The sequence below is a fragment of the Mesorhizobium sp. M8A.F.Ca.ET.057.01.1.1 genome, from assembly GCF_003952565.1.
In the GTDB taxonomy this organism is placed as follows: Bacteria; Pseudomonadota; Alphaproteobacteria; order Rhizobiales; family Rhizobiaceae; genus Mesorhizobium.
Genome location: NZ_CP034454.1, coordinates 3,954,067 through 3,978,057 on the forward strand (window position 1 = coordinate 3,954,067; position 23,991 = coordinate 3,978,057).

Below are 23,991 nucleotides of genomic sequence, written 5' to 3' on the forward strand. Positions count from 1 at the left end.
CGGTGGCTGGTAACACGTCCCGGGACGGATGAAAAGCCGATCATTGCGTTGCACAACAGGATCACGACGAGCCTGGCAACGCCACCCCTGGTTGCGATCGCACAAAAGTGACAGCAAATTAATGCGACATCGGGGTCCAGCCGTGATACCCGCCCTGCGTGCCGGCAAGGTCGGCAACATCTGGAATCAAGCCCGGACGCGTTTTTGTGAACCGCACCATTCCGCTCATACTGGCGGTCGCTCTTTTCATGGAAAACATGGATTCGACCGTCATCGCGACATCGCTGCCGGCGATCGCCATCGACATCCATACCAGCCCGATCGCGCTCAAACTGGCGCTGACGGCCTATCTGGTGTCGCTGGCGATCTTCATTCCGATCAGCGGCTGGATGGCCGACCGCTTCGGCGCCAAGAACATCTTTCGTGCGGCGATCGCGGTATTCATTGCCGGTTCGGTCGCCTGCGCGCTGTCCGGTTCGCTCCCGGCCTTCGTGGTGTCGCGCTTCCTGCAAGGCATTGGCGGCGCCATGATGACCCCGGTCGGGCGCCTGGTGCTGGTGCGCGCCACGCCCAAGAGCGATTTGGTCGCCGCCATGTCCTGGCTGACCGTTCCAGCACTCGTCGGCCCGCTGGTCGGTCCGCCGATCGGCGGCTTCATCACCACCTATTTTACCTGGCACTGGATCTTCCTGATCAATGTGCCGATCGGCCTGATCGGCATCTGGCTCGCCACACGCTTCCTGCCGGAAACCGAAGCAACCGAGACGCCGCCGCTCGATGTCATCGGCTTCGTGTTGAGCGGGCTTGCCGCATCCGGCGTCGTGTTCGGCCTGTCGGTGGTCAGCCTGCCTTATCTGCCGCCGGCCACCGGCTTCATCACGATCGCGGTGGGGCTGCTGTCGGGCGCGCTCTACCTGACGCATGCGCGCCGCGCCAGGAATCCGCTGCTGGCGCTTGAGCTGTTCCGCAACCAGGTGTTCCGCTCGTCGGTGCTTGGCGGCAGCCTGTTTCGCATCGGCATTGGCGCCGTACCGTTCCTGTTGCCGCTGATGTTCCAGATCGGTTTCGGGCTGACCCCGTTCCAGTCCGGGATGATCACCTTCGTCTCGGCGGTCGGCGCCATCGGCATGAAATTCGTCACCGCGCTGATCTTCCGCGTCGTCGGCTTCCGCCGCGTGCTGATCGTCGGCTCGCTTGTCGCTGCCGCATCGATCGCCATCTACGGCCTCTTCACCCCCGAAACGCCTTACGCGCTGATGCTGGCCATTTTGCTGGTCGGCGGCTTTATCCGTTCGATGTTCTTCACCGGCGTCAACGCACTGTCCTATGCCGAGGTATCGGCAGAGGACACCAGCAAGGCGACGCCGATCACGGCGGTGTTTCAACAGCTCTCGATCGCGCTCGGCGTGGCACTCGCCGGTGGCGTTCTGGAAGTCTCGACCTCGATCCATGGCGGCCCGCTGACGCTGGGCGATTTCCATACCGCCTTCTTCATCGTGGCGGCAGTATCGGCGGCGGCGTCACTGTCGTTCATGCGGCTGGCACCCGACGCCGGCAACGCCGTGTCAGGCCATGGCCGGCTGACGACACCCAAGACGCTGGAACCGGTGAGATCGCCTGGAGAGTGAAGCGGCCAACTCAGCCGTCTGCGTCCCCCGGCCCTTCGCCATGGCTCCGGGCGCTCGAGCCCTTCGGAACGTCCACTGGGCGTTCCGATCCGCCTGACGGCGGACCAGCCTCTCGCCCCTTAAAATCCTTGGCCAAGAGATAAAGCTCCACCGACTCGTCGCGCGAGGCCGGTGGCTTGACGTGGTGGACGGAGCGGAAATTCTTCTTGAGCATCGAGAGAAGTTCGTTTTCGGCGCCGCCCTGAAAAGTCTTGGCCAGGAAATGGCCGCCGGGCTTCAGCACGGACACCGCGAAATCGGCGGCCACCTCGCACAGATGCATGGTGCGGATGTGGTCGGTTCTCCTGTGGCCGGTGGTCGGCGCCGCCATGTCGGAGAGCACGACATCCGGGTCTCCGCCCAGCGCCTCGGCCAGCTTTTGCGGAGCCTGCGGATCGAGAAAATCCATCAGCAGCACCGGCGCACCGGGCACGGCGTCCATTTCCAGATAATCGATGCCGACGACATGCGGATTTTCGGCCGTCGATTTCGTGCGCGCGGCCGCGACCTGGCACCAGCCGCCGGGGGCGGCACCCAGGTCGATCACCTTCATGCCGGGCTTCAAGAGATGGTGCTTGTCGTCGATCTCGATCAGCTTGTAGGCCGCGCGGGAACGATAGCCGTCAGCTTTCGACCGTTGGACATAGGGATCGTTGATGTGGCGCTGCAGCCAGCGGCGTGACGATTCCTTCAGGCCGCTTTTCTTCTTGATCCGCGTCTTCAGCACGCGAATGCTCGCCGAACCTGGTTTTTCCGGTTTCTTGGTCATCGCTTGATTTCTCGTTCGCCGAATTGTGGCCGCGTTCCGGCGGCTGCGCGTTTCGTGAACGGCTTCCCCACTCCGTCGCTGCTTCGCAGCGCCACCTCTCCCCCTCTGGAGGCTAGGAGATTCAGACATCTTCTGTGATTGGCGTGAATGATCGGCCGCGGGGCTTGATTGCCACGTGGTTCCCCCAATCCGTCGCTGCTTCGCAGCGCCACCTTTCCCCCTCCGGAGGGAAAGGAAGGGAGCTTTGCTGGACTAGCGTCGACGGCAAAAAGATTGGTGCCTTTCCTCTCCCCCGTCGATCGGGGGAGAGGTGGCTCGGCGAAGCCGAGACGGAGTGGCGGTCGACTGTTCGCCGACGCGGTCCCTCGGTTCGGGTTCATGCCCTGCCCCGCCCGTCATTGCGCCAGACGCCGTCATCGGCCATCAGTTCGCTCAATATGCCCTCGCGCAGGCCCCGGTCGGCGACGCGCAGCCGCTCCGAGGGCCAGACGGCTCGGATCGCTTCGAGGATAGCACAGCCGGCCAGCACGAGATCGGCGCGGTCGGCGCCGATGCAGGGGTTGGCGCAGCGCTGCTGGAAATCCCAGCCGACCAGTCTCTCCACCATGCGGTCGACGCTGTCGCGGTCCATCCATAGGCCGTCGACCCGGCGGCGGTCGTAGCGCTCGAGATCGAGATGGACGCCGGCCAGCGTCGTCACCGTGCCCGAAGTGCCGAGCAGATGGAAATTCGGGCTCGCCGTGAGATGGCTCAGCCGGTCGCGGCCATCGAAAGTGGCCAGCCTGCCGGCGACATCGTCGACCATGGCGGTGAAGATCTCGCGCGTCACGGTGCGGCCGCCAAAGCGTTCCGCCAACGACACGACGCCGACCGGCAGCGATGTCCAGGAGACGATATGGTTGGCCAGCCGCGGCGAGCGGCGGCCGCTGAGATCGATCAGGGCGATCTCGGAGGAGCCGCCGCCGATGTCGAACAGGACGACGCCTTGCGTGTCGCGCTCGACCAGCGAGCCGCAGCCGGAAACCGCAAGGCGGGCTTCGGTCTGGCGATCGATGATCTCGAGCTTCAGGCCGGCTTCGCGTTCGACACGATCGAGGAACTCAACGCCGTTTTCGGCGGTGCGGCAGGCTTCGGTGGCGATCAGCCTTGCCTTCCTGATCTTGCGGCCGCGCAATTTGTCACCGCAGACCTTCAGCGCCTCGACCGCGCGGTCCATCGCCGGCTGGCCGAGCCGGCCATTGGCGGTGAGCCCCTCGCCCAGCCTGACAATGCGCGAGAAGGCATCGATGACACGGAACTGGCCGTGACGGGTGGGAACGGCGACCAGGAGCCGGCAATTGTTGGTGCCGAGGTCCAGCGCCGCGAAAACCGGAAGCTCGTGAACCGGCGGCCTGCGGTTGCCTTGTTCGGGGCGTGGCATTGGAACGACGGGCGAGATCGTCTGAGCCGTCACCGGCTTCAGGTCGACTGTCGCGGCAGTGGCCTTGCCTTGTACCGGCGATCGATTGTCCTCGGGGCGCGCATCGTCGCGCGCAAAAACCTTGCGCCCACGCCTTCGCTTGCGCCGTTTCTTGGGCTTGCCCTTCTGAGGCGCGTCGCCCGCCTGCCCATTCGCGGAGCGAGGGTCCGTCGGGCGGCGTTGCTGCCAACCGGCTGTCCCCGGGCCTGATGATCCCGGAGAAGCGCTGGACGCGCCCACCTCCGGCGCGCCTGCGCCGGTGTCGCGGTCTTCCACTGTCGTTCCTTCCGGCGCCGCGCGAACCGGTGACGGACGCAGCAGGCGCTTTGGCATGTTTCAAGTTGCCGCCAGACTAACAGTGCCGCGCCCGATCACCAAGAGCCCATGCCGAATTTTGCCGGCTGGGCCCGCAACCCCGCCTTTCGCTGCGCCTCCGTAATGTACCCGCAAGGCTGGTTTGATAACGCAACGCCGGCGGAGACGCCCGTCGAAGCCGCTGCCCTCGCCGCTTGCAGGCGTTTTGCGCCGCGTCCGGTGCAGGCAGGCCTTGCCGGCATCAGGCGCGACAAGTGTTCGCGGTTGAATAGCCGGCTTCAATGAGGCATTTCTGAAATGAATGGGGAATTCGGGGCGCGGTCAGCCTCTCGACAGAAAGGAAGCGGATACGCAACGCATGACGGTCGGGCAATGAACTGGAAACGCTATTTCTGGCCGGTCGTCGGCATCGGCGCGGTGATCTTCTCGCTGCTGCTGCTCTGGCATGAATTGCGTGGCATCTCGCTCGACGACGTCTGGGACGGGCTGGCGGCCATTCCGGCTCGCGGCTGGACACTGGCGGGCTTGAGTTCGGTCGTCGCCTATGCCGCGCTCGCCGGCTACGACCACATCGCGCTGCTGCATATCGGCAGGCGAGTGTCGTGGCTGTTCGTGACGCTGTGCTCCTTCACCACCTATGCGCTGTCGCACAATATCGGCGGCTCGGTGTTTTCCGGCGCCGTCATCCGCTACCGGGCCTATGGCACCAGGGGCCTGACCGGCCAGGAGGTCGGCGTGCTGGTGGCGGTCTGCTGGATAACCTTCGTACTGTCGACGATTCTCGCGTCGGGCCTCGTGCTGGTGTTCGAGCCGCAGATTATCGACCGCTTTTCCGGCATCGCCCATCACGGCCTGTCGGAAGCGGCGGGCATCTCCATGCTGGTCTTCGTCGCGGCCTATATATTCGGCAGCTGGCTGCATCTGCGCCCGCTGAAGATCGGCAGCTTCCAATTGCACTATCCGGCGCTGCCGATCGTCGCCCGGCAGTTGCTGATCGGCCCGATCGAACTGCTCGCCGCCGCGGCGATCATCTTCTTCGCCCTGCCCGAGATGCACAATCCCGGCTATTTCGTCGTGCTGGGCGTCTTCCTCGTCTCCTTCTCGGTCGCCCAGATCTCGCACGCGCCGGGCGGCCTCGGCGTGTTCGAGGTGGTGTTCCTGGCCGGGCTTTCCGACATGGACCCAGTCGGCGTGCTGGCCGCCCTGCTGGTGTTCCGGCTGTTTTATCTGATCATCCCGCTGTTTCTGGGCCTGGGCATCGTGCTGTTCTTCGAACGCTCGCAATTCAGCCGCAAGGAGAGCTGAGGCCCGGAGTTCTCACGTCATTGGAGGGGCGGCGTTTGGAACCGATGACAAAAGCTGACGATTGAACCGCGGAGCAGGCTTGACTATTTTCCACTGGCGGCTACAAGGCAGCGCTCAAGCGGCTCAGCCGTTCGGCCCGCGCGGTCCATGACCGCGCCTGCTGGGGAATAGGTTAACGGTAGACCCACGGACTCTGACTCCGTTAGTCCTGGTTCGAATCCAGGTTCCCCAGCCACTAGGTTAAGCTAGCGCAAACAATCACTTAGCCGGAACGATAGCTTCATGTTCGTGTTGCATAGACTTTTGCAACACGCTCCACCTAACATCTTGTTTTTCCACGCATTACAAAACGCACCCACTAACTGCGTGGAACACCAATGGAACACGGAATCAATGGTTTGTTCTCCGCAAGTTCCTCCCCCGGAAGCCGAAGCTTCCGAGCCCTTGCCTGTGCCTTCCACATGAAGCCGGAACAGGGAAACATCCGAAACAGAAGGCCCCGAAGCGAAGCCGCCGTCAATTATAGCCAGTTCGAAAACCACGGACTGGTTTCATACCCTAAGCGCGGATTATAATGATCAAGGAAGTTTGCGGCCCGATTTGACGGTCGCGCAATAACAGTGCCCGTCGATTTGCAATCGCGTTTCGCGGTCGTCTTGTTGCCAGCCCTAAGATGCGCCGAAGAACACGAGGTCGCAGCTTGAGCGGTGGCCACCTTTTTCTTCTCTTTCGCAACAGCTGCTCCGGTGGCTGCCAATACCATTGCTACGCCAAAGACAACAAGTTTCATTGAAACGCCCTCACCCTGCACAATCCGAAATGATTGCGCCTAGCTAACGTGACGTCAACCACATTTTGTCCGCAACGACGGCGAATAGTGCCAGTAAAAAGAGCCCGCCACCGTCAGGCAGCGGCCAAGTTCACCCCCTTTGGTCGTTGCGCCTCCTGTCGGCTCCGCCATAGTCCGGAATGCAGGTGAATGGCACCGGCCTTGATCCCTGCCAGCGGATTTGCACCGCTCGCATGGCGCCGCGGTCGAGCCCAGGCGCTTGCCTAGCGCCTCCAGATCGATCTTACGCGTGTGCTGGCACATGGGATGCCCGCAGTTGACGTTGAGCGTCTCTCGCTTGCGAAGCGCGTCGGCGATTGTCTTTTCGGGCATGGCGCGGCCTCAAATGATGAAATCGCCGCGTATGGAATATGTTCACCGTCAGAAGGGAAGACACGGAAAGGCAGCCGATAAAGAGGGCGAAGTACAACTTCCATGCCCTGCGCCACGCCGCTGCGAATTTGTTCATTGAGCACAAGCTATCACCGAAATGTGTGCAGACCATCGAACAGCCTTGCATCCGTCGCAATTTATTAAGACTATTACTACAACAAATTCATAATGACGGCGAAACTGATTTTTTGGTAGAGAAGCTATTTATTATTTGTCGATTTTCGAATTCAATCTACGCAGCAATCCGCCTCGCATGCATGGGACTAATCCTCGACTCGATGGGTTGTCTGAAAACAGCATTCGAAGCGCTGCAATACAGTCGATTAATTTCGTTAAAACCGGATGAGGCGCCCACCTTCCTCGATCCAGAGAAGTCTTTGCGGCCGGTCGAAGTGCGTAAGCGTCTAGAGGCAGTAGGGCACGACGTGGAGGCGCAAACGCTATTCGATGCTGAGCACCTTTGCTCACGTTGGCGGAATGGGTGAAACACTGACACTTGAACAAATTGACGAGAACGTGTCTTTTCGAATCGGCGGCTACATCGATCCCGATCTTCAACGCGGAATCATTCGTGACTGCCATCGGGCCACAGCGAGCTAATCGCTTTCAGCGCCGGCCTCTCCAGAAGAGATAATGCGACGTATACCCGACAGGTGAAGGCTCATTCATAACTAACGGGAGCGAAAATAGGTGGCCGTTGGCGCGTGCGACTGGCTAAGCTTTCGTGAAAGATTCTTGGCACAAGGCCGCGTCATGCCCACTGACAGCCAGTACATTCTCGAAAGCATCAAGCAGGGCTGCGTGATGCTTTCCGAGGACGAGTTCTTCATCGACAGGCTGGTGAAGTATGTCGGCAACGGGCGGGTCCGGTGGCACGTCGAATTTCGGGGGCACCGCATCGAGTTGACGACCGGTCAGCTCAAGAAGCAGCCTACCTTCCGCAGGAAGATGCTTGAACAGGCCGGCGTGCTGCCGCCCCAGCGTGCCGGGGCCAACTACAGGCGATGGGCCATCGATCTGCGGAAGAACGCCATCGAGCTTCCCTGGCGGGACAGACCGGTCGATATCGGCTTCGCCATCGACAGGCTTGTCAGCCATGGGGGCGACCGCTGGACAGTCGAATACCAAGGCAAGGCAATCAAGTTCACGACGACAAAGCTGCGCAGGCAAACCAGTTTCCGCAAGAGGATGCTGCTCAAGGCCAAGGTGCTGCCGCCCCAGTTGGACCCGGTTGCCTATCGGAAGTGGGCGGACTGGTTGATTCAAAACGCCACGGAGGCCGCACCGCAGGCCGGCGATGCCGTGATGACCGAGAAAAGTTGGCTTGACGACCTGCCGGAGCTTGCCGGCTGGCAAAGCGACGCATCACCCGAAAGCGACTAATGAGCGCCGGGCGCCGGTCAGATCGCATCAACGCCAGAACAACGATGGCCCTCATCGCGTTTGCCATGCCTAAAGATTTTGGCACACATTCATGGCGAAGAATCTGGCCGGGGCTTGGCTCGCGGCCGACCAGCTTGAATGAGACCACATGGATCGCTTCAATCTCGGCGCCTACCGCCGCCCCATCTCTACCCGTGCCGCTGAGGCCCAGCGCTGGTTCGATATCGGGCGCAACTGGTGCTACGGCTTCAACCATGAGGAAGGCATCAAGTGCTTCGAGAAGGCGCTGGAGACCGATCCCGGCTGCGCCATGGTTCATTGGGGCATCGCCTATGCCGCCGGGCCTTTCTACAATTTGACCTGGAAGGAGCATGGCGAGGCCGAGGCTGACAGCGCGGCGAAGCGTTGTTTCGAGCACGTCCAGCTGGCACGTGCCGGTGCGGATGCCGCCAGCGACGTCGAAAGGCAACTGATCGAGGCGCTGGCCTGCCGCTTTCAGAAGCCGCACCGGGTGAGTCCCAGGAATTTGAGCTGTGGGACGACGCCTATGCCGCTGCGATGCGGCGGGTCCATGAAAACTTTCCCGACGATCATGACGTGATGGCACTGTTCGTCGAGGCGCTGATGATGCGCACGGTGCGGCGTCTGTGGAACCTCAAGACCGGTGACCCGGCGCCAAATTCGGGTGTGATCGAGGCGCTGGAGATTTGCGAGCGATCAATCCGGCTCGCGGACGAGGCCGGTATCGCGCAGCATCCGGCGATCGTCCATCTGCACATTCATCTCCTGGAAATGTCCACCATGCCGGAACGCGGCATGCGCTCGGCCGATCTGCTCGGCGAGATGTGCCCCGATGCCGGACACATGAACCACATGCCGGGGCATATTTATGTGCTGTGTGGCGAATATGAAAAAGCCAAGCTTGCCAGCGAGAAGGCGGTTCGGGCCAACGACCTCTATCTCGCCTATGCTGATGAGCCGACCTATTATCTGCTCGGCTGCTGTCACGATCTGCACCTGATGATGTTCACCTGCATGTTGTCAGGCCAGTACCAGCCGGCATTGTGGGCCGCCGACAAGGTGCGCAGCCTGGTGACGCATGACGTGGTTGCCATCCGGGACCGGCCAAAACTCACCCAGACCGTGGAAGGCTATCATGCGATGAAATCGCACGTGCTGGTGCGCTTCGGGCGCTGGCAGGACATCATCGATGAACCAATGGTCGCCGAGCCCGACCTCTATGTGCTGACGGCGGCTATGCAGCACTACGCCAGGGGCGTCGCGCATGCGAAGTTGAGGCAATTCGCCGAGGCCGAGCGCGAGCGCGAACTGTTTCACCAGCACCTCGAAGGCATTGCGCCCGAGCGGCGTTTCCTCAGCAACCCGACCCGCGCCTCGCTCGCTGTGGGTGCCGCCTTGCTCGACGGCGAGCTTGCCTACCATCAGGGCCGGCACGAGGAGACCTATGGCCATTTGCGCCAAGCGGTCGAGCTTGACGACAATCTCTCCTACACCGAGCCGTGGGCGTGGATGCACCCGCCGCGCCATGCGCTGGCCGCGCTGCTTCTCGACCAGGGGCATGCGGCGGAAGCCGAGCAGGTCTATCGCGACGATCTCGGCCTGAGCGGCAAGGTGCAGCGCTGTGCCCAGCATCCGGACAATGTCTGGGCGCTGCACGGGCTGGTGGAATGTTTGCGCCGGCGTGGCGAGACCGAAGAACTGCCGGCCCTGCAGGCAAGGCTTGCCACGGCGCTAGCTAGGGCCGATGTGCCGATCAGCTCGTCCTGCCTGTGCAGAACGAGCGTGCAATCTGGTGCAAGCTGCTGCCGTTAAGGGCGATGCCGTAACTAGCCCAGCCATTTGTCATAGTCGGCCACCAGCAGGTGCAGCGGCGGCGTGTCTTCCTCGATATCGGCGAAACGGCCGATCGGCTCGCGGAAGACGTTGTCAGTGCGATCGTCATTGACGGTTGATACCTCGCCGATCAGCACGTCCTTGCCCTCGGCCCAGAAGGCGTGCCAGACGCCCGGCAAAAGCGTCACGCTCTGGCCCGGGTCGAGTTTCAAGAGCCCGCCCGCCGGCAGCCTGTGGATGGTTCCGTCGACAGGCACCGACACCTCGGCCCTGGGGTCGATGCCGCCGTCGCGGTCATGCATGAACAGTTCCAGCACCAGCTTGCCGCCGCCGCGGTTGATGATGTCCTCGGCCTTGATGTTGTGGCGGTGCATCGGCGACATCTGCTCCTTGCGGGAGATCATAATCTTCTCGGCATAGAGCATGCCCATGCCCTTCTTCATGTCCTCGTAGCGGCCGTTGCGAACGGTGAACAGGAATAGACCGAGATCGTCGAACTTGCCCTGGCCGTAGTCGGTGATGTCCCAGCCGAGCCGTGAGGTGAAGATGGCCGAGGAATCGACCTGGCGCGCCTTCATCTCTTCCGGCGACCAGTAGGCGAAGGGCGGCATGATATAACCGAACGAGCGGATGAAGGCGTCGGCTTCGCGGATGATGTCGTTGATGGCGGAGCGTTTCATGATCATGACCCTTCGTGTCGATTTTTCCGGTAAATCGCATAGCCGAACGCCGGTGCGGTGTCGATCCATTCTGCCTGTTCGAGCCCTGCGCGTTCCCGCCCATGGCCCACCGATCGGGTTGGTGTGCGGCGTGACATCGCGTGCTTTCCGGCTCATAACCCCTGCGAATTTTCACAGAGACAACCGATGCCGACCATCCATGATCTCGATACGCCGTCGATCCTGATCGACGTCGCACGCGCCGAAGCCAACATCGCCCGCGCGCAGGCCCATGCCGACAAGAACGGATTGAAGCTCAGGCCGCACATCAAGACCCACAAGCTGCCCTACTGGGCGAAGAAGCAGGTGGCTGCCGGGGCCGTCGGCATCACTTGCCAGAAGATCGGCGAGGCCGAGGTGATGGCGGATGCCGGGCTGACGGATATCTTTCTCCCCTACAACATCCTTGGCCGCGCCAAGCTCGAACGGCTGAAGGCGCTGCACGGCCGCGTGACGCTGTCGGTGACGGCCGACAGCGCACACACGCTGGAAGGGCTCGCCGCGACGTTCACAGATGCCGGGCATCCGCTGTCGGTACTGGTCGAATGCGACACCGGCATGGGCCGTTGCGGCGTGCAGACAGCCAATGAAGCGGTTGCGCTGACGAGGGTGATCGACAAGGCGGGCGGCCTTGTCTTTGGCGGGCTGATGACCTATCCGGCCGCCGGCCGGGCAGTGGAGGCCGAGACCTGGCTTGCCGACGCCAAACGGGCGCTGGCCGCTTCAGGGCTCGCCTGCGAGCGCGTCTCCAGCGGCGGCACGCCCGATATGTGGCGTTCCGCCGATGCCTCCGTCATCACCGAATACCGGCCCGGCACCTATATCTATCTCGACCGCTACCAGGTCGCCAAAGGCGTCGGCGGCCTCAACGATTGCGCGCTGACGGTGCTCGCGACCGTGGTCAGCCATCCGACAGCTACGCGCGCCATCCTCGATAGCGGCAGCAAGGCCCTGTCCAGCGATACGCTGGGGCTAAAGGATTTCGGAGAGTTGATGGGCATCCCGGGGGCGCTGGTGACGGGACTGAGCGAGGAGCACGGCACGGTCACGCTTTCCGGCGACGGCAAGCTGCGCATCGGCGAGCGTGTGCGCGTGGTGCCGGACCATTGCTGCGTGGTGACGAACCTGTTCGACCAGGTGCATCTCATCGACGGCGACAAAGTGCTGGAAACGCTGCCGGTCGCGGCAAGGGGGCGGATGGGGTGAGCGGCCTTCCCTTTCCACCTGCCAAGCTAGACACAGATCTTGTGCGACTGGCGTGACTGATCGGCGCGATGCTTGATTGCCACGTGGTTCCCCCAATCCGTCGCTGCTTCGCAGCGCCACCTTTCCCCCCTCCGGAGGGAAAGGAAGGGAGCCTTGCTCGACGAGCGTTGACAAAAAAGGCTTGGCGCCTTTCCTCTACGCCGTCGATCGGGGGAGAGGTGTCGAGCGAAGCTCGACGGAGTGGGGGTCGACCAGCGCAGCATAGGAAAACGAATTCGCCAAGCTGCCACCGAAGACCCGCTGCTTGAAATGGCGTAGCTTCCCTTGTGGAGAAGGTTAAGTCCGCTCCGCCTGCCGCGCCGCCACCCGCCGCATGGCAATAACCCGCCGGCGCCGGATCTCGGTGCGCATGGCCATCAGATGCAGCGCGAAGAACAGCACGGTGAAGCCGACGGCCATCACCAACAGCGGCCAGAGCAGGCTGGGGTCGATCGTCGGGCCGCCGAGCCTGAACACCGAGGCCGGCTGGTGCAACGTGTTCCACCAGTCGACCGAGAACTTGATGATCGGAATGTTGATGAAGCCGACCAGCGTGATGATGGCGGCGGCCCAGGCAGCGCGACTGGCGTCATCGAGCGCGCGGGTCAGTGCGATGATGCCGAGATACATCAGGAACAGCACGAAGACGGAAGTCAGGCGGGCATCCCAGACCCACCAGGTGCCCCACATCGGCTTGCCCCAGATCGAACCGGTGATCAGCGCCAGCGCGGTGAAGACGGCGCCGATGGGGGCCGCTGACTTCAGTGCCACATCGGCCAGTGGATGCCGCCAGACCAGCGTGCCAAGGGCAGAGACGGCCATCAGCGTGTAGCACATCATGGCGAGCCAGGCGAAAGGCACGTGGATGTACATGATGCGCACCGTGATGCCTTGCTGGAAATCCTCGGGCGCGGTGAAGCTCATGTAAAGGCCAACCGCGAGGACGAGCGCGGCGAGCGTCGCCAGCCACGGCACAAGCTTGTCGGCCAGCCCGACGAACCGCGTCGGATTGGCAAGATCGGTCCAGCCGCTCAGGCGTGAGGTGGTGTCACTCATGCGGCTTTACATAGACCGCCGGCGCGTTTGGGGCAATCGAGCGGCGGTGTCGCAGGCCTTGCCTTCTCCCATTCGGGAGAAGGAAGAACCATTAAGTGCTCAAGCGGCCTCGCCCTGCACCGAGCGGCTGAGACGGCGGACTTCCTCGTCGTTGAGCAGGCCGCCGGCGCGCAGCAGGCTGGCGAAACGGCCGTTGCGTAGCGACAGTTCGGCAAAGCCACCCATCTCGACCACCTTACCCTTGTCCATGAACACGACCAGATCGGCGTCGCGGACGGTGGTAAGGCGGTGGGCGATGATGAAAGTGGTGCGGTCGCGGCGCAATTCGTCGATCGCTTCCTTGACGCGATCCTCGGTCTCGACGTCGAGCGCGCTGGTCGCCTCGTCGAGCACCAGGATCGGAGCATCCTTCAGCACGGCACGGGCAATGGCAATGCGCTGGCGCTCGCCGCCAGACAGCTGGCCGCCACGTTCGCCGACCACCGTGTCGTAGCCATTGCTCTTGGCCAGGATGAAATCCTGCGCCGCAGCCGCGGTGGCGGCGGCATGGATCTCGTCATTGGTCGCGTCGGCACGGCCGACCCGGATGTTGTCCTCGATCGAGCGGTTGAGAAGCCCGGCATCCTGGAACACGGTGGCGATCGAATGGCGCAGCGACTTGCGGGTCACGGTGCGGGTATCGATGCCGTCGATCAGGATACGGCCGCTGGACGGCGAGAAAACACGCTGCAGCAGGTTGATGAGCGTGGTCTTGCCCGCCCCGTCGGCCCGACGATGGCGACGGTCTGGCCAGCCTGGACCTCGAAGGATACGTCGCTGACGCCCTGCCCCGAATTGGCGAACTCGAAGCTGACATCCTCGAAACGGACATGGCCGGTAACGTTGGCAAGGTCGCGCAGGCCATCCGGCTCGGCGGTATCGGCGGCCGAGTCCTCGAGCTTGTAGAAATCCTCGAGCTTGGCGCGGGCCTCCGAAATCTGGTTCGCGAAAGCCGACATCTGGTCGAGCCGCGAGATCAGCAGCGTGGCGAAGCCGGTGAAGGCGATGACGTCACCGATGCGCAGCTGGCCGTGGGTGACCAGATAGGCGCCAATCAGAAGCACCACCATCATCGAGATTGTCGACGACAGGCGATTGAGCGCATTGGCGATCGCCCACCAGTCGAGCACCGGATTCTGCGCGTCGAGCAGGTTCTTGACATAGCTGCGCAGCGCGTCGGCTTCGTAGCCAAGACGATTGTAGCTCTGCAGCACGGCGACGTTGCTCACCGAGTCCGTCACGTGCGCGAAAACCTTGTGATAGTGGCGCTCGACGGCGGCCTGGCCTTCCTTCGTGCGCTTCATCACCAGGCGGCCAATGCCGACATAGAGAACGCCGAGGACCAGCAGGACCATCGACATGCGCACGTCCATGCTGAGTGCCGTCGGAACCAGCAGGACGAGTGCAACAGCGGTGGACAAATGCTGGCGCATGAATTCGAGCCAAAGGCTGAACAGCGTCTCGACGGCGCGCAGCAGCGTGTGGAGGGCGTTCGAGGTGCCGCGCTGATGATGCCAGGCGAGCGGCATGGTGATGACGCGCTCGAAGGACTGGCAGAGCACTTCGCTGCGCCGGGCGTGCGCGAACCGGTCGGCGCCGCGGGCCACCAGCACGAAAGCGAGAACGTTGAAGGCGCCAATTCCGGCCCACACGGCAAGCGTAGAGAAGACCGAGCCCTTGGTGGAAATCGCGTCGATGACCCGGCCGAACAGGATCGGCTCGAGGATCGCGATGGCTGCCAGAGCGACGTTGGCCGCACAGATCAGCGCGACGCGCTTCTTGTCGGCAGCCAGATATCCCAGCGCTCTCCAATAGATCTGCAGAAGTGACACTTCAGCTACTCCGCCAACTCTCTATTGTGCCCAACACCAATATTGTGCACTGCACCATTTCCTGACACGTAACGGTTGATGCGTCGCAAAACAATGCCCGTCTATCCCTTCCGTTCCCATTTAGCGAACAAAAGATGACGACGATACGAAATCTGACGTGATCACCTAACGGTTTGAGATAAAAGGTGAAATGTCAGCCTTGCGGCAAAATCATGGCAGTAGCCGAGCACTGCCACATTTTTAATCACGGCAGGATGAAGAGGCCCGGTTTCAAGGCGGCCAGCCGGCGCCGCCACGGATTGCGCGCAAGTAACGGGGGACGGCTTCGCGCGTCCCGCAGGACGCGCGACCTGTTGATCCAACCTGTTGATTTTACGCCGGTATCTTGACCACGACCTCGGTCTGGCCACCAGCTTTGGGTTCAAAGGACGCCGATTTTGTCTTCGAACCATTGACTTCAAGCGAGATCGTCTTGGTTTTTTTATCGCGAATGACCTGCACCTTGATCTCGGCGCCCAGCATCTTGAGTGAAGCTTGATAGCCGTCCCAATGACTGGGCAGCTTCGGCCGGAACGTGATCTGCTTGCCGCGCCGTTCGATGCCCAGAATGCCTTCGACCGCAGCCCGGTAAAGCCAGCCCGCCGAGCCGGTATACCACGTCCACCCGCCGCGCCCTCCCTTGTCGTCCCCGGCATAGATGTCAGCCGCCACCACATAGGGTTCGACGCGGTAGTGCTCGGTCGAGGCCTCGTCGAACGCGTGGTTGACCGGGTTCAGCATCGAGAAGCAGCGATAGGCTTCATCGGTCTGCCCCATCTCCGCCAGCGCAATGACGAACCAGGTGGCGGCGTGAGTGTACTGGCCGCCATTCTCGCGCACGCCAGGCGGGTAGCTCTTGATGTAGCCGGGATCCTTGTCCGTCTTCGAGAAGGGTGGCGTGAACAGCTTTACAATCTTGAGATGATCGTCGACGAGCAGCTTCGTCGCCTGCTGCATCGCCGTGGTCGACCGCGCCGGGTCGCCCTCTCCTGAAAGCACGCTCCAGGATTGGGCGATGGAGTCGATCTTGCACTCCTGCGATGTGCGTGACCCCAAAGGCGTGCCGTCGTCAAAGCTGCCGCGCCGGTACCATTCGCCGTCCCATGCCGTGCTTTCGAGCGCCCGCTTCAGCGCTTCGGCGTGCTTTGCCCAGGCCTGTGCGCGCTTGGTGTCGCCCTCGGTCTTGGCGACCGCGGCGAAGTCGCCCAGCGTCTTCAGCAGGAACCAGCCCAGCCACACGCTCTCGCCCTTGCCGTGCTCGCCGACACGATTCATGCCGTCGTTCCAGTCACCCCGAGGATCAACGGCAGGCCGGCTGGACTGCTGCGCTTGATGGCAAGGTCGAGCGCACGCGCGCAGTGATCGTAGAGGGACACGGTCTTCTTCGAGATTTCCGGAGTGAAGAAGGCGTCGTGCTCGCCTTCGCCCAGTGCCTGTCCGTCGAGGAAAGGCAGTTGCTCCTTCAGGATGGTGGCGTCGCCGGTCACCGTTAGATAGCGGGCCGTGGCGTGGGCGAGCCACACCACGTCGTCGGAGATCAGGGTGCGCACGCCAGCGCCGGTGCGCGGCAGCCACCAATGCTGCACGTCGCCTTCCGGGAACTGCCGCCGTGCGGCGTTGAGGATCTGGTCGCGCGCCAGCGTCGGATCATGCGCCAGCAGGGCGAGTGTGTCCTGCAACTGGTCGCGGAAGCCGAAGGCGCCGCTTGCCTGATAGAAGGCCGAGCGGGCGCGGATGCGGCAGGCAAGGCTCTGATAGGGCAGCCAGTGATTGACCATGGCATCGAGTGCCTTGTCGGGCGTCTCGACCTGGATGGTGTCGAGGAAGGCGCGCCATTCGCGCTCATTGTCGGCCAGGCGCTGGTCGAAATCCTTGCCCCGATGCTTCTGCACCAGGGCGCTCGCCTGTGCCGGGGACTCGGCATCGCCGAGCAGCCAGATCAGCGTGACGTCCCCGCCGGCGGGGATTTCAATGTCGCGGGCGATCGCCGCGCAAGGATCATCTCCGGCTTCGACGCGACCCGACAGCGCCGAACCGCTCAGCACCGCCTGCGGCAACTCGCTGGACCCGTGCCGGCCGAGGAACTCGGCCCGGTCAGTCGTCACCGAGTGGACGCCGGTGTCGGCGGCGAGGAAGGCCACCCGCTCGCTGAAATCGAGCCCGTAGGGATTTTGCGCCAGCAGCGCGCCGGTGGCACCGTCGCGGGATGGCACTATGGTTGCCGCAGTACGCGACCGATGCCCGCCAAGCACCCATTCGGCATAGGCATAGACGCGCAGCCGGGCCGGTACCGGGCCCGAATTCTGGATGCGCAGCCGCGTGATCTTCACCGGATCGATGGGATCGACGACATGGGTCAAGTCCATCGACAACGGTCCGCGCTTCGAGCGGAAGGTCGAGAAGCCCTGGCCGTGCCAGGCTTCGTAGGTCATCGAGGGATCGCGCACCACTGCGGCGATCGGCGAGAACGCCCTGCCGCTGGCCTGGTCGTAGATATAGATGCCCTCGCCCGGTCGGTTAGAGACCGGGTCGTTCGACCACGGCGTCAACTGGTAGTCACGGCTGTTGCGGCTCCAGGTGAAGGCCGCACCCTCGGCCGAGGTATGGAAGCCGAACGAGGCGTTAGAGACGACATTGATCCAGGGCTGCGGCGTGGTGCGCCGGCCAGCCAGGCGCACCACATAGTGCCGCCCGTCGCCATCGAAGCCGCCGAAACCATTCCACTGGCTGAGACCGGAGCCATCGGCGCTGACGTCGGCCCCCGCCTGCGACGCGAATGCATGCATCAGCGGTACGGGCGCAGGAATTTCGCGCGGGCCTGGAAATCCTGCCGGCGGCAGGCCATCGCGTGCCTGCAGTGCGGCCGCCTCGGCCCGTTCGATCTGGTCGAAGATGGTGCCGTTGCGCGTATGAAGCACAACCCGGGCGACGGCGAGCAGCGTCTTGTAGGTGGTCTCCTCCATCAGGTCGCGGCGCACCGCGAAAATGTGCTGGCGGGGTCCGAGTTCCTTGCCGCGCAAGCGGCTGTTTTCGCACAGCGTCTCGACCGCGCGCTGCAGATCCTGGACATAAGACGAGGCCTGCTCGTTGACGACGACGAAGTCGATCATCATGCCGCGGGTGCGCATATATTCCTGGAAGCGCAACGCCTGGGCAACGATCTCCAGATCGGCGACGTCGCCGATCCTGACCAGGAAGATCGGGTAATCGCCCGAAATGCTGGTCGGCCACAGGCTCGACTGCTTGCCCAATCCGGACGCGATGGACTCGGCCGGCAGCCGCAGGAACGGATCAGGATAGATCAGATAGCGCGCCAGTTTCTGCACATTGGCCGCATCGGTCAGGCTGAGGCCCATATGGCGGGTCTGCACCTGGCTGCGCGTCCAGGCAAGCATGGCCTGGCGGGCAAAGCTCTCCTGATGGTCGAGCCGGTTTATGGCCTCCTCCAGTTCGGCGCGGTTGGCCCCGACGACGGTCCAGAAGGTCAGCGATATCTTCTTGTTGGCGGGCACGCGCACCTGACGGCGCAGCGATGCGATGGGATCGAGCGTGAAGCCAGAATGGCCGCCCAACCTGGCACCCGGATCGAAGGCTGCGGCATCGACGATGGTGCGGCCACGGCCGATGAAGGCGCGCCTGTCGGTCTCGGCCTCGGCATCACGAGCCGGCCCCGACGGATCGGTGACGAAATGCACCAGGGCGACATCGGGCTCGCTGGTTTCGCGCTTGCGTCGCGTGGCGAAGATCGCGCCATTGTTGGCGGCGATTTCCGTTTCCACGAACATTTTCGAGAAGGCCGGATGCGCGTTGTCGGAAGCCTCCGACCCCAGCACCAGCTCGGCAAAGGACGTCACTTCGATGTGACGGTCGGACGTGCTCTCATTGTAGAGCGTGATGCGGCGGCCTTCGCCATTGCCCTCGGAGACGACGATGCATTCGACCTCCGAGCGTAACGTGCCGGCCGATTTGACGAAGCTCGCCTTGTCGTCGGAAAACAGGGTCTGCGTCTTTTCCTCGGGCGCGCGCCTTGGCTCCGCCGTTGCCGACCACCAGTCGCCGGTGCTGACGTCACGCAGGAAGATGTATGAGCCCAGACGGTCCTCGACCGGGTCGGGCTGCCAGCGGGTCACCGACAGATCGCCCCAGCGGCTGTAGCCGGAGCCGGTCGCGGTCACCATGACCGAATAGCGGCCGTTCGACATCACATTGGTCGAACGCAGCGCCCGCCCGGGATCGAGCACGATGCGGGTGTCGGGGCTCTCGGTTTCGGTCTCGTCCTTGGAGCGCTCGTCGGCCTCGGTGCGGACGGTGGCGGTCGGAATGTCGCGCGGCGCCCTCTCCTGCAGCAGCAGTTCAGCTGATTCAATGACTGGATCGCTGTGGAAGCGATCGCGCAGGCGACCTTCGAAGATGGCGTCGGCAACGGCGGCGATCGACATGCCCGAATGGTGGGCATAGTAATTCAGCACGACCGCGTGGTTGGTGCCTTCCGGCACGCGCTGCGGGGTGAAGTCGACCGCATCATAATAGCCATGACGGCCAAGCGCGCCGATCTCGCGCAGCCGTGCCAGATTCTGCACCGCTTCGCGCGGGTTGAACTGCGCCGCCATGATCGTCGCGTAAGGCGCGATCACCGTGTTCTGGCCAAGGCCGCGCTTCAGCCCCAGCCCCGGCACGCCGAAATTGGTGTACTGATAGGTCAGTTCGCGGTCGCGGGCATTGTAGGCTGCTTCCGAGATCCCCCACGGCACGTTCTTCTGGCGGCCGTACTGCATCTGACGCTTGATGATCAGCTTGCTGGTCTGGTTAAGGATCGAGCCTTGCGGTTCCTTCATCACCAGAGGCGGCATCAGGTACTCGAACATCGAGCCGGACCACGACATCAGCGCGCCCTGGAAGCCGATCTCGACGATGGGGCGGCCGAGCCTGAACCAGTGTTCGGTCGGCAGATCGCCCTTGGCGATGGCGAACAGGCTGGTCAGCCGTGCCTCGGAGGCGAGAAGGTCGTAGCAGCTTTCGTCGAGCTGATGTTCCTCGACCCGGTAGCCGATCGACAGAAGCTTGCGCTCCGGCCGCATCAGGAAGGCGAACTCCATCTCGAAGGCGAAACGACGGGTGCGCTCGCGCAAGGTGAGCAGCTTGGCACGCAGAGCCTCGACTGCGTTTTCGTCGCTGTGGGCGTCGTGGACGTGCGCCTCGCAGGTGGCTTCGAGCCTTGCAGCCCAGTCGACGATGACGTCACTCTGCGGCGATGCGGCCTCGGTGTGAATGGCGGTGGCGAGCTTGCGGATTTCGCCGGCCAGCACCGCCAGGTTGATGGTGCGGATCGAGGCCATTTCCGGCTGCGCCTTGATCGTATCGACGGCCCGCCGCATGCCGTCGAGGCGATCGACGAGGCGTTGGCGCAATGGGCGCAACTGACGGCGATCGTCAGGCAAGTCATCGAGGCTTTCACTCAGGATGGTCACGGTGTCGAGAATGCCTTCGAAATCACCCTGCAGGTGGACGGAAGGCGCTTCCGCCCATTCGGCGCAGGCCGCCGCCACCGCCACCAGGTGACCGGCGAGATTGCCGCTGTCGACAGCCGAGATGTAGAGCGGGTAGAGCGGCTTCAGGGTCGTTGTGTCGTACCAGTTGAACAGATGGCCGCGGCTGCGCGGCATGCTCTCGATGGTCGTCATGGTGGCATCGATGCGGGTGATGGCATCGGACAGGCTGATCCAGCCGAAATCGCGCGCCGAGACGACCGAGAGCAGGTAGACGCCGATATTGGTCGGCGAGGTGCGGGGCGCCACGACGGGCGCGGGGCTCTCCTGGAAATTGTCCGGCGGCAGATTGTGATGTTCGGCCGTCACGAAGCTCTCGAAATAGTGCCAGGTGCGCCGCGCCACGGTGCGCAGAGTGTGAATGTCGGCCTGCGATATACGCAGCCGGTCCTCGGTTTCGGCGGAGCGGCTGATCCAGCTGGCGATCGCCGGCGAGCCGATCCAGAACAAGGCAAAGAAGAAGGCCACAAAGGCACCGGTGGAATCGGCCAGCACCGGAATGGCGAGGCCGACAAAGCCGATGATCACGGCGCCATACATCATGCCGTAATAGGAGCCGACATCGTTGTCGCCCGCCTTGTGCGCCTGCGAGGCGGTGCGCCATTCCAGGAGGTTCTGCCGGCTGACGAACAGCCGGTAGAGCGTGCGCACGATGGCGTCGCCCATCATCCAGGCGTTGTGCGCCATCAGCACGATCTTCAGTGCCACCATGGCGGTGCCGAAGGCGACGTCGCGCGCCAGCGCCGAGAAATGGCCGCGCGGCGTCTGGTCGCCGCTCTTGGGCAGGATGGCGTTGACCACGTCGAAAGTCGGCGCCATGAACAAGCTGAGGATCAGCAAGGCCTGCCACTGCGCGGCCTGCGTGAAGGGCAGCAAGGTCCAGCCGGCGATCGCCGCCATAACCCAGAAGATCGGCGTCAGCGAGCGGCGCAGATTGTCGACCATCTTCCAGCGCGACAAGGCCGGAACGCCGGAACGGGGGTTGAAGATGTATCCCAAAAGCTGCCAGTCGCCGCGCGCCCAGCGATGGTGGCGCGAGGCGTCGACCGAGTAGCGGGTCGGGTAGTCCTCGACCAGTTCGACGTCGGTGACCAGTGCGGCGCGCGCCAGAGCGCCTTCGAGCAGATCGTGGCTGAGGATGGTGTTTTCCTCAATACGGCCCTGCAAGGCGGCCTCGAAGGCATCGACATGATAAAGGCCCTTGCCGGTGAAGGACCCATCGCTGAAGACGTCCTGATAGAGGTCCGAAACAGCAAAGACGTAGGGATCAAGGCCGCGATTGGCCGAGAACACGCGCTGGAAGAAGGAGGCTTCATCGCCGCTGGTGAGTGAAGCGGTGATGCGCGGCTGCAGGATGGTGTAACCGGCGGTTACGACGCGCCTGGTGGCGTCGAAATGCGGGCGGTTGAGCGGATGGCAAAGCTTGCCGACAAGGCTCGATACCGCATCGCGGGTGGTGCGGGTATCGGCGTCGAGCGTCATCACATGGATGACTTTTTCCGGCAGCGGCACTTCGAGCGGCAAGAAGGTGGTATCGCTGTCGCCGCGCAGCAACAGGTCAAGCTCGTGCAGCTTGCCGCGCTTGCGTTCCCAGCCCATCCAGCACCCTTGAGCGGCATTGTAGAGCCGGCGGCGGTGCAGAATGTAGAAGCGCGGCGCGCCGTCGGAGGGATAGCGCGCGTTGAGGCGAGCGATTTCGGCGCGGGCGAAGTCGAGGATCTCGGTGTCCGCCGCATCGATCTCGATCTTGCTGTCGGGCCAATCCGAAAGCAGCGCGAAATGGATTTCGTCCGCCAGGTTGGCAAGATAATGCACTTCGATGTTGCGGATGTTTTCCTCGACATCGTCACGCGAGCCGATCAGCGACGGCACGACCACCAGGGTGCGCGCCTCGGGCGGCACGCCGTGCCTGTAGTCGTAACCGATCAGGCGAGTAGGCTTGAGGAACAGCGAGACCACGGTGTTGAAGAAGGCAAGCGCGCCTTCGCTGGCCGGCACGGCAAACAGAGCCAGCATCAGCACGATCGACGGCACCGACAGACCGAGATTGGAAAGGGCGTTGCCGGACAGGACGAGCAGCAGGGCGGTCAGCGCGAAGACGGGCAGCACGATGCCCAGCCAGCCTGTCTTGGCGAAGGTCCGCTTGACCGTCTGGCTGACCGTAGGCCGGTACTCGATTGCCTTTTCCAGCTCCAGCCGGCGCGGGCCAACGAGATAGAAACCGACGTCGGTGTGAGAGGATGCGGCCTGGGCATCCACCCCTTCAACGCCCTCCGGGGCGGTTTCACCGGCGGCGTGGCCGGCCAGTTCGATGGCTTTTTCGGCGACACGGTACTCCGACAGGTTCGAGCGGCGTGCCAGTTCCTCGATCGCGGTGCGGTATTGATCGCGCGAGAAGAAGTCGAGCGCGGCGAAATCGGTGCGCTCGCGCAGCACGGTATCGATGCGGCTGACGCCTTCGAACCACACCGTCCAGTCGACGTCGTTGATGAGGCGCAGACCGCGCACGATGTTGCCGGTCGTCACATTGCCGCTGGACAGCGTCTGGTGCTCGGAAATGATGATTTCCTCGGCATCCGAGCCGGTCTTTTCGAGTTCGCCTTCCAGCCACTCCAGCGCCTTGCCGGCGTTCTGCGATCCGTCACGCAGGCGATAGAGAAGCTGAGTGGCGAAGGTGGTGTCCTGCGCATGCGCGCTGAACTTGGCGAGGATCGCCTGCCGATCCGGATTGTCGTCGGTCGCCAGCACCTTGTCGGCCACGTCATTGGCGATCTGGCGCATCTGGCGGGTGCGGTTGACCCTGACCGCCAGGCGGCGGAGGTTCTCGATCAGCACGAAGCGCAGCAGTGACGGCAAGGCCCAGAGTTCGCCGATCTTCAGCGGCTCGACCGACTGAAAACCCTGGACGATGGACTTGAACATGGTCGCCGAGACGGAACTGTCCGAATGCGCGACATAGGTCCAGGCCAGCGCCAATGCGCGCGGCACGGTGCCGCCGTCGGGCAGTTTCAACGTCGGCAATTGCCGGTAGAAGCGGCGCGGCAGGTCGCGTTTGACCTGGAAAATGGTTTCCTCGATCAGATAGTTGTTGTCGAGCAGCCATTGCGCGGCCGGCGTGATGGTTTCGCCCCTCGCCTGCGCGGCATTGGTCGACCGGTAGACTTCGAGGATCTTCTTGGCGCTGTCGCGGATGCGGGCCTGGAAGTCGAATGGTATCAGTCCGAACAGGTCCGCCAGGTCGCCATTGGCCAGGCTTTCGCCGAGCAGCCGGAGCCGTTCCTCCGGCAGGAATGTCGATCTTATCGGCTCTTCCGTGATGGCTGGAAAGCTCGCGCTTGTCTTCTCGATCTGGGCTGGATTCGTCTGAATATTCATTGAAAATTCCGTAAGCGGGCACTCAGCGGCATCACCGCCACGGCAATGGCCCTAAAACCGGTTCAAATGCAATCGGTTGCATCAACCCCTATGCCGAAAGTTTGTTTCCGCACCACGACAGGGCGTCATCTTTCGAGCAAACTCAAAGACGAGCGCCCCTCGCTCC

General features: G+C 63.1%; 10 protein-coding genes, 1 tRNA gene and 3 pseudogenes. 7 read left to right on the top strand and 7 right to left on the bottom strand.

The window, feature by feature from the left end:
- The first annotated feature begins 206 nt into the window (after nucleotides 1-206).
- Nucleotides 207-1,628: an MFS transporter gene (locus tag EJ077_RS18880; protein WP_208695600.1), complete on the top strand. Its 1,422-nt coding sequence runs from the start codon at nucleotides 207-209 to the stop codon at nucleotides 1,626-1,628.
- A 10-nt stretch (nucleotides 1,629-1,638) separates the two neighbouring features.
- Here the strand turns inward: EJ077_RS18880 and EJ077_RS18885 are convergent, their stop codons facing one another.
- Nucleotides 1,639-2,436, bottom strand: a complete 798-nt coding sequence (locus EJ077_RS18885; RefSeq protein WP_208695601.1) for an RlmE family RNA methyltransferase — start codon at nucleotides 2,434-2,436, stop codon at nucleotides 1,639-1,641.
- Nucleotides 2,437-2,812: 376 nt separating this feature from the next.
- A complete protein-coding gene (locus EJ077_RS18890; RefSeq protein WP_208703041.1) occupies nucleotides 2,813-4,171 on the bottom strand; it encodes a Ppx/GppA phosphatase family protein in 1,359 nt (452 codons plus the stop codon).
- A 411-nt stretch (nucleotides 4,172-4,582) separates the two neighbouring features.
- Between EJ077_RS18890 and EJ077_RS18895 the strand changes: the two genes are divergently transcribed.
- A complete protein-coding gene (locus EJ077_RS18895) occupies nucleotides 4,583-5,515 on the top strand; it encodes a lysylphosphatidylglycerol synthase domain-containing protein (RefSeq protein ID WP_208695602.1) in 933 nt (310 codons plus the stop codon).
- A gap of 161 nt (nucleotides 5,516-5,676) precedes the next feature.
- Nucleotides 5,677-5,750 (top strand) — tRNA-Gln (locus EJ077_RS18900).
- Between the two features lie 285 nt (nucleotides 5,751-6,035).
- Here EJ077_RS18900 and EJ077_RS31600 read toward each other — a convergent pair.
- A complete protein-coding gene (locus EJ077_RS31600) occupies nucleotides 6,036-6,305 on the bottom strand; it encodes a hypothetical protein (protein WP_210212119.1) in 270 nt (89 codons plus the stop codon).
- Between the two features lie 410 nt (nucleotides 6,306-6,715).
- Here EJ077_RS31600 and EJ077_RS18905 point away from each other — a divergent pair, with 410 nt between their 5' ends.
- From EJ077_RS18905 to EJ077_RS18915, 3 genes and pseudogenes are all read left to right on the top strand, one after another.
- Nucleotides 6,716-7,222 carry a hypothetical protein gene (locus EJ077_RS18905; RefSeq protein ID WP_208695603.1) on the top strand — a complete coding sequence of 169 codons (507 nt, stop codon included), beginning with the start codon at nucleotides 6,716-6,718 and terminating at the stop codon, nucleotides 7,220-7,222.
- Between the two features lie 268 nt (nucleotides 7,223-7,490).
- Nucleotides 7,491-8,120, top strand: coding sequence for a hypothetical protein (locus EJ077_RS18910; protein ID WP_208695604.1), 630 nt, complete (start codon nucleotides 7,491-7,493; stop codon nucleotides 8,118-8,120).
- 148 nt (nucleotides 8,121-8,268) lie between these two features.
- Nucleotides 8,269-9,953: pseudogene (locus EJ077_RS18915) on the top strand (hypothetical protein).
- Between the two features lie 14 nt (nucleotides 9,954-9,967).
- On the opposite strand, the gene EJ077_RS18920 reads toward EJ077_RS18915, so the two are convergent.
- Nucleotides 9,968-10,654: a D-lyxose/D-mannose family sugar isomerase gene (locus EJ077_RS18920; RefSeq protein ID WP_127278655.1), complete on the bottom strand. Its 687-nt coding sequence runs from the start codon at nucleotides 10,652-10,654 to the stop codon at nucleotides 9,968-9,970.
- A 186-nt stretch (nucleotides 10,655-10,840) separates the two neighbouring features.
- On the opposite strand from EJ077_RS18920, the gene EJ077_RS18925 reads away from it, so the two are divergent.
- Nucleotides 10,841-11,899: a D-TA family PLP-dependent enzyme gene (locus EJ077_RS18925; RefSeq protein ID WP_208695605.1), complete on the top strand. Its 1,059-nt coding sequence runs from the start codon at nucleotides 10,841-10,843 to the stop codon at nucleotides 11,897-11,899.
- Between the two features lie 336 nt (nucleotides 11,900-12,235).
- Here the strand turns inward: EJ077_RS18925 and EJ077_RS18930 are convergent, their stop codons facing one another.
- The 3 genes and pseudogenes from EJ077_RS18930 to EJ077_RS18940 all read right to left on the bottom strand — a co-directional run bounded on the left by EJ077_RS18930 (nucleotide 12,236) and on the right by EJ077_RS18940 (nucleotide 23,825).
- Nucleotides 12,236-12,994 (bottom strand): heme ABC transporter permease, encoded by a 759-nt coding sequence (locus tag EJ077_RS18930; protein WP_208695606.1) that lies wholly within the window; start codon nucleotides 12,992-12,994, stop codon nucleotides 12,236-12,238.
- Nucleotides 12,995-13,093: 99 nt separating this feature from the next.
- Nucleotides 13,094-14,865 (bottom strand): annotated as a pseudogene (locus EJ077_RS18935) (glucan ABC transporter ATP-binding protein/ permease).
- Nucleotides 14,866-15,237: 372 nt separating this feature from the next.
- Nucleotides 15,238-23,825 (bottom strand): annotated as a pseudogene (locus tag EJ077_RS18940) (glucoamylase family protein).
- Nucleotides 23,826-23,991: the final 166 nt, after the last annotated feature.

Excerpts from the sequence above, each read along its gene's own strand:
- EJ077_RS18885 (WP_208695601.1), bottom strand. The coding sequence starts at position 2,436 with ATGACCAAGAAACCGGAAAAACCAGGTTCGGCGAGCATTCGCGTGCTG.
- EJ077_RS18895 (WP_208695602.1), top strand. The coding sequence starts at position 4,583 with ATGAACTGGAAACGCTATTTCTGGCCGGTCGTCGGCATCGGCGCGGTG.
- EJ077_RS31600 (WP_210212119.1), bottom strand. The coding sequence starts at position 6,305 with ATGAAACTTGTTGTCTTTGGCGTAGCAATGGTATTGGCAGCCACCGGA.
- EJ077_RS18905 (WP_208695603.1), top strand. The coding sequence starts at position 6,716 with ATGTTCACCGTCAGAAGGGAAGACACGGAAAGGCAGCCGATAAAGAGG.
- EJ077_RS18910 (WP_208695604.1), top strand. The coding sequence starts at position 7,491 with ATGCCCACTGACAGCCAGTACATTCTCGAAAGCATCAAGCAGGGCTGC.
- EJ077_RS18920 (WP_127278655.1), bottom strand. The coding sequence starts at position 10,654 with ATGAAACGCTCCGCCATCAACGACATCATCCGCGAAGCCGACGCCTTC.
- EJ077_RS18925 (WP_208695605.1), top strand. The coding sequence starts at position 10,841 with ATGCCGACCATCCATGATCTCGATACGCCGTCGATCCTGATCGACGTC.
- EJ077_RS18930 (WP_208695606.1), bottom strand. The coding sequence starts at position 12,994 with ATGAGTGACACCACCTCACGCCTGAGCGGCTGGACCGATCTTGCCAAT.